Origin of the sequence: Hyphomicrobium sp. NDB2Meth4, from assembly GCF_900117445.1 — a bacterium.
GTDB lineage: Bacteria > Pseudomonadota > Alphaproteobacteria > Rhizobiales > Hyphomicrobiaceae > Hyphomicrobium_A.
The window spans coordinates 129,502-141,559 of record NZ_FPEJ01000013.1 but is presented as its reverse complement, the minus strand read 5'-3'; the positions used below and the strand labels follow the sequence as shown (position 1 = coordinate 141,559).

The 12,058-nt window shown below is 64.1% G+C and carries 14 protein-coding genes; 9 read left to right on the top strand and 5 right to left on the bottom strand.

Annotation, left to right across the window (positions count from 1 at the left end):
- Positions 1 to 56: 56 nt before the first annotated feature.
- Complete coding sequence (locus NDB2M4_RS15655) at positions 57 to 461, top strand: GNAT family N-acetyltransferase (protein WP_072376746.1); 405 nt, start codon at positions 57 to 59, stop codon at positions 459 to 461.
- 16 nt (positions 462 to 477) lie between these two features.
- Here the strand turns inward: NDB2M4_RS15655 and folK are convergent, their stop codons facing one another.
- Positions 478 to 993 (bottom strand): 2-amino-4-hydroxy-6-hydroxymethyldihydropteridine diphosphokinase, encoded by a 516-nt coding sequence (gene folK / locus NDB2M4_RS15650; RefSeq protein ID WP_072376744.1) that lies wholly within the window; start codon positions 991 to 993, stop codon positions 478 to 480.
- A 129-nt stretch (positions 994 to 1,122) separates the two neighbouring features.
- On the bottom strand, positions 1,123 to 1,500 hold the full coding sequence (locus tag NDB2M4_RS15645) for a 4a-hydroxytetrahydrobiopterin dehydratase (RefSeq protein WP_072376742.1): 378 nt from the start codon (positions 1,498 to 1,500) through the stop codon (positions 1,123 to 1,125).
- 50 nt (positions 1,501 to 1,550) lie between these two features.
- On the opposite strand from NDB2M4_RS15645, the gene NDB2M4_RS15640 reads away from it, so the two are divergent.
- The 7 genes from NDB2M4_RS15640 (at position 1,551) to fae (ending at position 8,091) form a co-directional block, all read left to right on the top strand.
- Entirely contained in the window at positions 1,551 to 2,567 is a 1,017-nt protein-coding gene (locus NDB2M4_RS15640) for a beta-ribofuranosylaminobenzene 5'-phosphate synthase family protein (RefSeq protein ID WP_083556469.1), read from the top strand.
- 25 nt (positions 2,568 to 2,592) lie between these two features.
- The gene (locus NDB2M4_RS15635) at positions 2,593 to 3,492 is read left to right on the top strand and encodes an NAD(P)-dependent methylenetetrahydromethanopterin dehydrogenase (protein ID WP_072376740.1); all 900 of its coding nucleotides are present in this window, start codon (positions 2,593 to 2,595) and stop codon (positions 3,490 to 3,492) included.
- A complete protein-coding gene (locus NDB2M4_RS15630; protein WP_083556467.1) occupies positions 3,489 to 4,679 on the top strand; it encodes an ATP-grasp domain-containing protein in 1,191 nt (396 codons plus the stop codon). The genes NDB2M4_RS15635 and NDB2M4_RS15630 overlap by 4 nt, the downstream gene beginning before the upstream one ends.
- Complete coding sequence (gene mch, locus NDB2M4_RS15625; protein ID WP_072376736.1) at positions 4,621 to 5,592, top strand: methenyltetrahydromethanopterin cyclohydrolase; 972 nt, start codon at positions 4,621 to 4,623, stop codon at positions 5,590 to 5,592. Before NDB2M4_RS15630 ends, mch begins: the two co-directional genes overlap by 59 nt.
- Complete coding sequence (locus tag NDB2M4_RS15620) at positions 5,558 to 6,526, top strand: ATP-grasp domain-containing protein (protein ID WP_348533043.1); 969 nt, start codon at positions 5,558 to 5,560, stop codon at positions 6,524 to 6,526. Before mch ends, NDB2M4_RS15620 begins: the two co-directional genes overlap by 35 nt.
- Positions 6,514 to 7,377, top strand: coding sequence for a triphosphoribosyl-dephospho-CoA synthase (locus tag NDB2M4_RS15615; RefSeq protein ID WP_072376732.1), 864 nt, complete (start codon positions 6,514 to 6,516; stop codon positions 7,375 to 7,377). Before NDB2M4_RS15620 ends, NDB2M4_RS15615 begins: the two co-directional genes overlap by 13 nt.
- A gap of 201 nt (positions 7,378 to 7,578) precedes the next feature.
- Entirely contained in the window at positions 7,579 to 8,091 is a 513-nt protein-coding gene (gene fae / locus NDB2M4_RS15610; RefSeq protein ID WP_072376730.1) for a formaldehyde-activating enzyme, read from the top strand.
- A gap of 140 nt (positions 8,092 to 8,231) precedes the next feature.
- On the opposite strand, the gene NDB2M4_RS15605 is transcribed toward fae, so the two are convergent.
- Positions 8,232 to 8,939: a HisA/HisF-related TIM barrel protein gene (locus NDB2M4_RS15605; protein ID WP_072376728.1), complete on the bottom strand. Its 708-nt coding sequence runs from the start codon at positions 8,937 to 8,939 to the stop codon at positions 8,232 to 8,234.
- Between the two features lie 72 nt (positions 8,940 to 9,011).
- On the opposite strand from NDB2M4_RS15605, the gene NDB2M4_RS15600 reads away from it, so the two are divergent.
- Complete coding sequence (locus NDB2M4_RS15600; RefSeq protein WP_072376726.1) at positions 9,012 to 10,028, top strand: hydantoinase/oxoprolinase family protein; 1,017 nt, start codon at positions 9,012 to 9,014, stop codon at positions 10,026 to 10,028.
- A gap of 13 nt (positions 10,029 to 10,041) precedes the next feature.
- Here NDB2M4_RS15600 and NDB2M4_RS15595 read toward each other — a convergent pair whose 3' ends face one another.
- On the bottom strand, positions 10,042 to 10,608 hold the full coding sequence (locus NDB2M4_RS15595) for a DUF447 domain-containing protein (protein ID WP_072378180.1): 567 nt from the start codon (positions 10,606 to 10,608) through the stop codon (positions 10,042 to 10,044).
- Positions 10,559 to 12,022: a DUF6513 domain-containing protein gene (locus NDB2M4_RS15590; RefSeq protein WP_072376724.1), complete on the bottom strand. Its 1,464-nt coding sequence runs from the start codon at positions 12,020 to 12,022 to the stop codon at positions 10,559 to 10,561. The genes NDB2M4_RS15595 and NDB2M4_RS15590 overlap by 50 nt, the downstream gene beginning before the upstream one ends.
- Between the last annotated feature and the right edge of the window lie 36 nt (positions 12,023 to 12,058).

Here is a 12,058-nt window from a genome sequence, read left to right as displayed (position 1 = left end):
AGAATTCTGCAACGCCGCGGCCCCGTGCTGCGGCGTTTGCTTTTGCGGGTGTGATCATGACCATCGCATATGCAGCAGAGCCGCATCTCTCAGCACATGAGTTTCAGTCGATACTCGTCGCATCGACGCTTGCCGCGCGGCGGCCGGCAGATGATCTGTCGCGTCTCGATCAAATGCTGCGCGGGGCCGACATCATCGTGACGGCGCGCGATGGCGAGCGGCTGATCGGCGTATCGCGGGCGATCACTGACTTTTCCTATTGCTGCTATCTGTCCGATCTCGCTGTGGACGCTGCCTATCAGCACCAGGGCATCGGAAAGCGCCTGATCGCGGAGACACATCGCGCAGCCGGCGAAGGAGCGACGCTGATCCTGCTCGCTGCTCCGGCGGCCGAAGGCTATTACGAAAAGATCGGTATGACGCACATGCCGAAGTGCTGGGCTCTGCCGAGAAAGGCGTAAGCCGAGCAGGTGGGCCTCAGTCGATCACGCGCACGCTGGCGGTATCGATATCCGCATACATCTCGCGCACGCTTTTTCCGGCGATGACAAGATCCGGCGCGATGTCCATCAGCGGCGCGAGTACGAAGGCGCGCGCGCCGATGTGCGGGTGCGGCAGAATGAGATCGGGTTCGTCGATGGAAATGCCGCGGTAAACCAGAAGATCGAGGTCGATAATGCGCGGTCCCCAGCGCTCCGTCTCGACGCGGCCCATATCCTTCTCGATCGACTTGCAGCGCGCCAGAAGCTCGCGCGGCGATAGCTGCGTCTTAACCGCAACGGCAGCGTTGACGAACCAATCCTGATCCGTTTTGCCCCAAGGATCGGTGGCGTAGTTGCGCGAGCGCGCGATGACCACGACATCGCCGATTTCGGTCAGCAAGGTGACGGCGCGGTCGATGTTCGCGGCCTTATCGCCCAGGTTGGACCCGAGGGCGATAATGCAATCAAACGCAGCAAGAACGTCTAGAGAAGGGTTCGGGCGGTCAGACATTGAAGCTCGCAGGCGAGACGGGGGAAGGCGTGCTCGTTATCGCGCCAAGCGGCCGGACGCAAGCAAACCTCGATCCCCTCGAGCCGGCCGCTGCACCCATGAAAAAGGCGGCGACCGGCGTCTTGGAGATCAATCGTATTTTATGTAAGCGAAGCGCTGGTCGGAGGCCGGCGTTCCCTCCAGGGCGCCACCCGACTTACCCGGCTGCCAGTGGACGACTTCCTCGATCTTCTGGGCCAGCTCCAGATCCTTGGGCGTGATGCCCTTGGCGGTGTGCGTCATAAGGCGCACCTCCACCCAGGCATAGGAGGCCGTGATATCAGGATGGTGCCATGCCGCTTCAGCCAGATGTCCGACGGTATTAATTACCATCAAAGTTCCCTTCCAGCCGCTCGTCTTGTATGTCCGCCGTATCCAGCCATCCTCAAGATGCCACTTCGGCAGGTTTTTTTGCAGCCATGCATTGACTTCGGCATCCGGCATGGGCTTTTCGCGCTCAGCCGCCATATTGTCTGTCTCCTCCGGTCGGGGGCACCGCACCAACAGGTTGAACCGTAATGCCACTGGCTGACGCAAAGCAATCCGATGCACCCGCCAAGCGCGAACGAGCGCACGTGGGGGCGGTGCGCGTTATTGCGCCAGCGCGGCTGCATCTGGGCTTTCTGGATCTGAACGGCGATCTGGGTCGCATGTTCGGCAGCATCGGCCTCGCCGTTGACGTGCCGCGCACCGAACTCGTCCTGAAGCGCAGCCAGACATTCAAGGGTGAAGGCCCCGATCATGCGCGCGCGCTCGCAACGCTGCGCAAGCTTGCGGATGCCTACAATCTGCCAGCCGGGTACGAGGTGAAAGTCACCTCGGCCATTCCGGCGCACGCCGGGCTCGGCTCGGGCACACAGATGGCGCTGGCAGCTGGTGCTGCGCTGATGACGCTCGAAGGCATCGACCACATTCCCTCGCGGCTCGGCGAGATGGTCAATCGCGGTGCGCGCTCGGCGATCGGCATGGCCGCATTCGAGCAAGGCGGGTTCATCGTCGATGGCGGACGCGGTGAGCTCGACCGTGCGCCCCCGATCCTGGTTCGGGCCAACTTTCCGGTGGCGTGGCGTGCCCTGCTGGTGATGGATCCCGGCACCGCAGGCGTGCATGGCGACGATGAAACGAATGCATTCGCCGCGCTGCCTCCACTGCCCGCCGATGCCGCAGCACACGTTTGCAGGCTCGTCCTCATGCAGCTCGTACCCGGGCTGATGGAAGAGGACATCGCGGCCTTCGGCGATGCGCTGACCGAGATTCAGAAGGTTGTCGGCAACCATTTTGCGAGTGCACAGGGCGGCAGTCCGTGGACGAGCCCGGGTGTCGGGCGCGTGGTCGACGCTTTGCGTGCGGCCGGCGGTGTAGGCATCGGCCAGAGCTCCTGGGGCCCGACCGGGTTCGCATTCGCACCCTCGCAGGAAATTGCCCGTCGCCTCTATGATTCCGCCATCGAAGTCGCTAGACGCGAGGGACTTGAAATCCTCATCGCCGAAGGGCGCAACAGGGGCGCCAGCGTCGAAAAGATCGCCAACACATAAGTTCAGAAGCCAAGGAAGACCGATTATGAGCGAAGCCACTCCGATTTTGCACATGCTCTCGCCGCAGAAGCATATGTCCCCGTTCGACGTGAACATGGCGGCGGATGCCGGCTGGAAGGTCATCGTCCCGTACATCAACGTGACGCTCGAGGAAGTGACCGCGCTCACCCAGGACGCGATCTTCTCGCGCCCGCCGAACTATGGCACGCGCACGGGCTTTTTCATCGGCGGTAAGGACGCGATCCTCGCTCTCGACATGCTCGAGGCGGTGCAGAAGGCGCTGGTGCCGCCGTTCGGTCTGTCCGCTCTGGCTGACCCGGCCGGCTCGTTCACCACGGCTGCCGCGATGGTCGCCTGCGTCGAGCGCGTGCTGCGCACGAAGTTCAATCGCGGCTGGAAAGGCACGCGCGTTGCCGTGTTCGGCGCTACCGGCGTCGTCGGCTTCGCCTCCTCGATCATTGCCGCGCTGGAAGGCGCCGAGGTGACGCTGGTTGCGCACCGCGGTGTCGATCGCGTGATCAAGTCGGCGGAAGTGTCGAAGCAGCGCTTCGGCGTCGACCTGATCGCCAAGTCGGGTGAGACGCTGGAGCAGAAGCAGGCGATCATCGCCGACACTGAAGTCGTGTTCGCAGCGGCTGCTGCCGGCGTTCGCGTTCTTTCCGCCGACGATCTCGCCAAGGCGAAGAACTTGCTCGTCGCTGCCGACGTAAACGCAGTTCCGCCCGCGGGCATCGAAGGCATGGAGCTGTTCATGGACGGCGCTGCCCTGCCCGGCTCCAACGCGCTCGGCGTTGGCCCGCTCGCCATAGGCGACATCAAGTACAAGACGGAGTCCGGCCTCTTCAAGCGCATGCTCGAGTCCGACAAGCCCGTGCACTATGACTTCCGCGCCGCGTTCGACCTGGCGCGGACGCTGACCGCTTGAGCAGCGGAAGCGTCCTTATTGCAGCATTGGCCGGGCGTGGGCTGGCAGCCTCCGCCCGGCGCGCTGGATACGAACCGCTTGTCGCCGACGCGTTCGGCGACAGCGACACTGCCGAGTACGCAGCACATGCTTTGTGCGTCAAAGATGCGGCTCGCATAGGCTTTCGCACCAAGCAGACGCTCGCGGCGCTGAGCGAGCTAACCCACCGCGCAACGAGCCCTCCGGTGGGACTCGTGCTCGGCTCGGGTTTCGAAGACCGCCCGAAGCTCATCGAAGTGCTGGCGCGTCGCTATCGTATTCTCGGCAATGACGCAGTGACAATCGCGCGCTGCAAAGACCCGGTGGCGCTGGCGGCGCTGCTCGACAAGCTCTCAATCGAACATCCTGAAACGCAACTTCGCGTGCCCGGCGACCCGGCCGGATGGCTGTCGAAGCGCATCGGAGGCAGCGGGGGAACGCACGTTGCTTCAGCGGAGGCTGAGCAAGGCGCGCGGCGATATTACCAGCGCCGTCTCGATGGCATCCCGCACTCGGTGCTCGCGGTCGCCAGCGGCGGGCGCATGCAGATGATCGGCATCAGCCGGCAATGGTCTGTCGGAAGCGGGCCGCGCCCCTATCGCTACGGCGGTGCGGCCGGGCCGGTCGAGGTAGCGGCGGATGTTGCCGCGTCGATGCAGGCCGCCGCCGAAAAGCTATGTGCCGAACTCAAACTTGCCGGTCTCGTCTCGTTCGATTTCCTGCTCGCAGGCGAGACCCCTTATCTGCTCGAGATCAATCCGCGCCCCGGCGCGACACTCGATGTGTTCGACGATGAGCGCGGCAGTCTCTTTCGCGCGCACCTCGCGGCAGCGATGGGTCAGACGCCTCAAGTGAACGTTTCAATGGACGTTCGCGCTGCAGCAATTCTTTACGCCGATCCCGGATCGCTCGACATCGGAGACGAGCCGTTGCCGCCCTGGACGGCGGACCGCCCGGCCCCTGGAACCCACATTCCCCGCTATAGGCCGATAGCCACGGTTTATGGCTCCGGGGCGAGCCAGGATGCGGCATTAGGGAGTTGTCGTCAGCGCTTGGACGAACTGGGTCAGATGCTGTATGGACAGCCCCGAAACAGGGAGCGCAACGACAATGCAGAAGTACAACGGCCCGGCCCCAAGCGTCTCTTCGCGCGCAGCCAAGCTCGTTGAAGGAATCGTGGCCGACGCCGACGCACTGCGTTGCTCGGTTACGACCGGGGAAGCCGGCGAGCGGCTCATCGACATGGGCGCGAAGGCCCCCGGCGGATTGGAAGCTGGGCGCCGACTGGCTGAGGTCTGCCTCGGTGGGCTCGGCACTGTCACGGTGCACAATGATTCCGGCCTGAAGCGCTGGCCGCTCGGCATCACCGTCCACGCTGCGAACCCGGTCGTCGCCTGTCTCGGCAGCCAGTACGCAGGCTGGCAGATCACCGAGCAGGAGAGCGGCTTCTTTGCGCTCGGCTCGGGACCGGCGCGTGCCCTTTCGCGCGTCGAGGCGCTCTACAAAGACCTCAACTACGTCGACCATTACAGCAAGGCGGCTCTCGTCATCGAGGGCGACAAGGCCCCGCCTGCTTCGGTCGCGCGTTCTATCGCGGCAGCGTGCGGCGTGCAGCCGAGCAACCTGACGATCCTTTTCGCACCGACCGGCTGCATCGCGGGCAGCGTGCAGATCGCGGCGCGCGTGCTGGAAGTCGCGCTGCACAAGGCGCACGAATTGCACTTCCCGCTGGAGCACATCGAGGATGGCATCGGCACGGCCCCGATCGCGCCGCCGGTCCCCGATTTCATGCGTGCAATGGGCCGCACAAACGACGCTGTGATCTACGGTGGGCGCGTGCAGCTGTTCGTACGCGGCAGCAACGATGCGGCCGAGCAGCTTGCTAAGCAGCTTCCGTCGAGCACGTGCGCGGCATACGGCGAGCCATTTGCCGATATCTTCGCGGCTGCTGGCGGCGACTTCTACAAAATCGATCCGATGTTGTTCAGCCCGGCTCAGGTCATCGTTTCGAACCTCGACACCGGCACCTCATTCCATGCGGGCGAACTTGCTCCAGACGTCGTCGACAAAAGCTTCCGCTGAGCAAAGCGCAAGCGGCCTGAAGATCGCTCTCTTCCTCGAGGAAGAGAGCGGCAACTGGCACGTGCGCCGCCTCGCCGAGGCGTTGCGCGCGCGCGGCGCCTATGTTGTCATCACGTCGCTGCCGCGGTGCGCGTTCGATACCGGGCTGGAAAGCGGCATCGACATACCGGGCTTTAGCGGCGCGCTGCCGGATGCCGTATTCGTGCGGTCCATTTCGGCGGGCACTCTGGAGCAGATCACCTTCCGCCTCGGCATCCTGCATGCGCTGCGCGAAAGCGGCGTGCGCGTGTGGAACGATGCACGTGCCATCGAGCGCTGCGTCGACAAGTCGGCGACGACGTTCTTGCTGCACAAGGCCGGTATTCCGACGCCGCGTACGCGCACAGTCGAGACGCTGCCACCCGCGGATGCTTACGTGAGCGCGGCCGGGCGCCCACTGATCTACAAGCCTTTGTTCGGATCACAGGGCAAAGGGCTTCTGCGCGTCGACAGCGTGAGCGAGCTGCCGGCGCCCGAGGCAGCCGACAACATCTATTATCTGCAGGACTACGTGCCCTCTTCCAACGCGACGTTCGAAGACTGGCGGGTTCTGGTAACGCGCCGTCGCGTCGTCGCTGCCATGGCACGGCGCGCGGGCAGCTGGATCACCAACGTTCACCAGGGCGCAGCGCCGGTTGCACATCTGGCTGACGCAGAAATGGCCTCGCTGGCGCAAGGCGCGCTGGCTGCCGTCGGCGGCGACTATGCCGGCGTCGATCTGATCCGCGGAGCTGACGGGCGCCTCATGGTTCTTGAAGTGAACAGCAATCCGTCCTGGCGCGGTTTGCAGAGCGTATCGGATATCAACATCGCCGAGACCATCGTCGAAGATTTCCTCTACGCGGTTGCCGAACACCGGCGGGCGCACACGGCTGCGCAACCATGCCCCGCCTGAGCGAAGACCAGATCGGCGAGCTGTTCATCGCCGCCTGTCACGCAGAGCTTTCTGCGCTCAAGCCGGGCAATGTTCACGTCCATTCCAGCGGCCACGGCATGGAGGTCGCGCAATTCGAGGCCAGCGCCGAAGCGGCAGCGCCATGGATCGCGGCCAGCGGGGAGAAAGTCGGCACCCGAATTTTGCGCGCGGTCGAAGCGTCATTCGCAGCGGCGGGCTGCAATACGAACCTTGGCATTCTGCTGCTGTGCGCGCCGGTTGCGGCCGCTGCGGCAATGAACCTGGAGCTTGGCCTGCGCGGCCGGCTGAATGCGGTGTTAGCCAATCTCGATGCAGGCGATGCCGCCTCGGTGTACGCGGCGATCCGGCGAGCACATCCCGGCGGGCTTGGCTCGGCACCGGAGCAGGATGTGGCCGTGCCGCCGACAATTGGCCTGCTCGAGGCGATGGAGCTGGCGGCCGAACGCGACCGTATCGCGCTCAACTATACGACTGGCTTTGAAGACATTTTCGAGTTTGGGTTGCCGGAGCTGCGGCGCGCTCAATCCTTGAGCGATGATCCGTCACTGGCGGTCACGACGCTGCACATGGCCTATCTTGCACAATTTGCAGACAGCCACATTGTTCGAAAACATGGTGAAGCAGTTGCCAATGATGTCCGTCAGCGGGCAATTGCGCTCGAAAAGCTCTGGCAGCCCGTCGCGGCAGCCAAAGCATTGCCCGCATTGCTCGAATTCGATGCCGATCTGAAGCGCCAGGGCATCAATCCGGGTACGACTGCCGACCTCGTTGTAGCAACCGTTTTTGTCGCTTCTGTGTGCGACGCAATGGGGCTTAACGGCTCGTCTTAGCCCCTTGTCTCGATATTGCCCTCAGGCTATCTAGGGGCGGCGTTTATGGCGCGCCGCTATCCGGCAAACCGGTTCGTCGACTTCGTCGCCGGACGCAGAAACGAAGGATGGCTTTTCGATTGGGCAGAAACTGGTGCGCCCGGCCTTTCGGCAGGGTGGCGTTGGTGCTCGTGGTGCTTATAGCTTGGGAGAAACCCCGAAATGGCCAAGATCAACAAGGTGCTTGTCGGCGAATCGCTCGTCGGCGACGGTAACGAAGTCGCACACATCGACCTTCTCATGGGTCCGCGCGGCTCGGCCGCTGAAGTCGCGTTCTGCAACGCGCTGACGAACAACAAGGACGGTTTCACGACCCTCCTCGCTGTTATCGCTCCCAACCTGCCCTGCAAGCCGAACACGATCCTGTACAACAAGGTCACCATCAAGGACGCCCGTCAGGCCGTTCAGATGTTCGGACCTGCTCAGTACGGCGTCGCCAAGGCCGTTCAGGACTCGGTTGCCGAGGGCGTGATCCCGGCTGCTGAAGCTGACGACATCTTCATCTGCGTCGGCGTGTTCATCCACTGGGAAGCTGCCGACGACGCGAAGATCCAGGACTACAACTATCGCGCCGTTAAGGAGTCGATCGCTCGTGCAGTCGCCGGCAAGCCGACCGCTGCCGAAGTGACCGCTCAGCGCAACTCGGCTCAGCATCCGTTCGGTGCGAAGGCTTGAAGCGGAAACCGTCCACAGCAGGATGATGCCCCGCCTATGAAGAGGGGCCTGCTGCAGCGATTGGGTAGACTGCTTTCTGGCCGTTGGAACGGGTAGAACACCCCCGGCGCGCGTTCTGCTCTCCCCTTCGTGCTACGACATCAAAGGCCGGCGATCTCATCGAGATCGCCGGCTTTTATTTTGCCCGCGTGCAGCGCAGTGGCGACGAGCACGCCTGCCGCGCCTGCCTTGTGCAACGCTTCGATATCGGCGCGATTGCGCACGCCACCCGCGGCGTAGACACGCCGCCCGTTTGCTCGCGCGATGATATCGGCAATGCGCGTGAGGTCAGGCCCCTCGCCCGACCCGACGCGCGCGAGCGTCATGACGATCAGCCGGTCTGGCCAGAGTTCCGGAGTGTCGAAGATGCGCGGCGGTCCGATGAACTGATCGCCTTTGAAATCGAGCGAGAGGACGAAGCGATCGCGCGGGAGAGCTTCGATTGTCGCGATGTCCTGTTCGCCGACGATGCTCTCGGTGCCGATGACCGGCGTCGCTGCGTCAGAAACCGCGAGCATTTCAGCGGCCTCGTGCGGGCGCAGGCCGGCGTCGACCCAGAGCGCAATCCCCGGGATTGCGCTGGCTAATCCTTCGGGCAGGGCGGCGTTTGCCCCGCGCCCCTCGATGGCATCGAGGTCGGCGACGTAGAGAACGGGAAAGTTAAAGAGGCGCGCGTAACCTTTAGCGACTCCGATGGGATCGCTGCCATCGGCAAGCGGCGTTGTGAGCGGGCGATAAGCCGCCCGGTCGCCGCGGACCGCCGCAACCGCCACGCCGTGCCGCACATCGATAACCGGGATCACGTCCATTTGTTTGCCTCCGCGGTCCCCTCGTGTAACACGGCACTGCGTGCGAAGGAGCATCGTGCGCGCGGAGATCGCATGTCCATTACAGCCGGTTACGACGTGGGCGGGGCGCACCTCAAAGTAGCGCTGGCCGAGAATGGCCGCACAATCGCAGTGCGCCAGATCGCGTGCCCGCTGTGGAAGGGGCTCGACCAGATCGATGCGGCCTTGGCCGCGGCGGGCGATCTCGTCGCGCGCGCCGATCGTCATGCCGCGACGATGACGGGCGAGTTGTGCGAAGTGTTTCCCGACCGCGCAAGCGGCGTCCGGGCGATCGTCGACCGGCTGCAGACGTTGCTGGGCCCCGATGCGCGCATCTGGATGGGATTGCGCGGGATCGGGAGCGTCGATGATGCTCGCGCCGATCCGATCAGCGTTGCCTCGACGAACTTTCTGGCCAGTGCAGCGCTTGTCGCGCGTGCACTGCCCAATGCGTTGCTCGCCGACATGGGGTCGACGACCACGGATATCATCGCCGTGCGCGATGGTGCCATCGTTGCTCGGGGTCTCACCGATGGCGAGCGCTTAGCAACGGGCGAGCTCGTCTACAGCGGATTAACGCGGACCGACGTGAGCAGCGTGGCGCAACGCGGTGTGCTGCGCGGGCGCGCGCAGCGGCTCGCCGCCGGTGTCTTCGCTAACATGGCCGACGTGCGACGCGTGCTCGGTGTGCTTCCCGATGACGTCGACCAGCACGCGACGCTCGACGGGCGAGGAAAGTCTGCGACGGAAAGCGTGGCTCGTTTCGCGCGATGCTTCGGCTGGGATGCGGGCGATGCTGCGCTCGATGATTGGCAGGCCGCTGCGCGCGAGATTGCTGATCAACAACAGCGCGAGATCGCGGCGGCTATCGGCGAAGTGCTCGCGAATGCAGAGATGCCAGCGCGAGCACCAATCGTAGCCGCCGGGGTTGGCGCAGACGTGATCGCACAGATTGCCGAGGCCCAGGGACGCGAGGCCATCCCCTTCGCTGAGATCGCGCAGGCGACGGATGACTGCCGCACTTGGGCGAGCCGCTGCGCCCCTGCCGTCGCCGTCGCGCTGCTTGCATAGCGGTGTCGATCGTTCAGACTTGCGCTGCGCGCCAGGCGTCGATCTTTTCCATCAGCCAGCCCCAGGCTTCTTCCTCGCGCGGGCCGGCGGTCTTGGAGATAGCGATCTCGAGGTATTTCAGCTCGTTTTCGATCTTCTCCGGCGGGAGCATGGAAAGGCGCGTCACCAGCACTGCACATTCCAGCACAGCTGCTTGGGCGCGGTTGAAGCCTTCCCACGGACGGTGGCTCGCCTCGTACTCCAACCGGCATGAAAAGCGCGGTCGCTGCTGATCATTGGTGATCCTTTCGACGGCCATCTCCCAGTGCGAGACGGCATCGATGAGGCGCATACCGGGCACGCGCTCCGCAGTGCAGGTCGGCCATGACTTGCGCCCCGTGACGCAGCCGGCGAACACGCGCACGTCGTCGGTGTGGCTGGCGATTGCGAACGGCACCTCGTTGAGGTTGTCGAGCGTGCGCGAAGGCCGGAACGGCGCGATGATCCAGTTGTCGCCGTCAGCGATCAAACCGAGGGGGGCGATATGCGCCTCACCCTTCGCGTTTGTCGTCGTCACGATCGTTTCGACGATGCGCGGCATCCTGCTTCTCCTTGCGGGCGGCTTTGAGCGTGGCCCCTTCGGGTGCATGCTGGGTCAGGTCTTCGGACTTGCGATCGGCGGCGACGCCCCAATCGAGCGCGCTGTCCTGCGCATATCTCTTGCCGAGGGCGCGGGCAATCTCGGCCTTGGCCAGCTCATAGCCGAGATAGAATGCGTGAGCGCCGTCGTGCTCAACGCCGAGCTTGTCGAACAGCGCGAAGGGATCGGCGGCGACGTGATGGCCGTCGCGATTATAAATATGCAGCCCGTCGGTGGCGGCCTCGATGCGATAGTTCGAATCGCGCACCTCCTTGGCATTGGCGGCGATCTGCTCGGGCGTATCCTGAAAGGGACGCAACTCGTGCAGTGAGAGCAGTCCGGCGTTGTAGCCCTTCGGGAGGTTGCCGTCTTCGCGGGCGCGATACATGAGGCGGCGGGCGGCGTCGTGCTCTTCGACGGTTCGGCGGGTATGCGGCGACACCTGTACGATCAGCACGTTGTGAATCTGCAGCTCGGCGCAGATGCCGATGAGAAGCGCCGTGACACCCTGACTGTCAGCGTCGGTCAACTCGGTCAGGTTGCCGGTACCCATGAGGATCTCGACATCGGGGCAGCGGCGGCGCAATTCGGCGTAGCGCTCGAGCGAGGTCATGAAGCCAAAGTTGATGGGATCGAGCACAGGATCGGCGATGTGCGGGATGCCCTTCGCCTTGCACAGCTCGATGGCGCGTACGAGAGAATCCAAATCGCCGTGGGGCCTGGGCAGCAGCACTGGAACGCAGTCTGTTCCGTCGATGGCGTCGAGGTTGGACTCATCGAGGCTCAAGACGAAGTCGGCGCCGGCGCGCGCACCGCGGCGGAGTTCTTCAGTGTCGCCGGAATCGACGCTGACCTTGAAGCCTGCCTGCTTCAGCGCGATGACGGTCTCTTCCAGGTGCGGGAACGGGACGCCTGGCTGGCAGCCGATATCGACGACATCGGCGCCCTTTTCGATAAGCTCTCGCCCTCGGGCGACAAGTGCCTCGGTCGAAAAGGCCGGCGCATCGACGATCTCGGCGAAGATACGGATATCATTCTTCGACAGATCGGGCGGCTCGCCGCCCTGGCCGAAGAATTGGGGAAGGTCGATGATCTCGTCCGGGCCGCGCTCGAAGGGCACGCCATAGTGCTCGGCGAGGTGAGACAGGTCCATGCGCACGCGACCGGGGACGATGACGCGATCGGCATCGAGCGGCTCTTTCAAGCGATTGCGGACGATGTTCTCGGTCATCAGCGCCGCGACCTTGATGCCGAGGTTGGCGATGCGCCAGGAGCCGTTGGGCAGGCCCATAGCCGCCACCGTCTCGGCGAGACGGGGCTCGGCGAGTCGCCCGGTCAGGAACAGCAGCTTTTTTTCGCCGTCAGAACTAGTCATTGGAGCTGGGCCTCGCCCGCACTTCTGGCCCAAGGG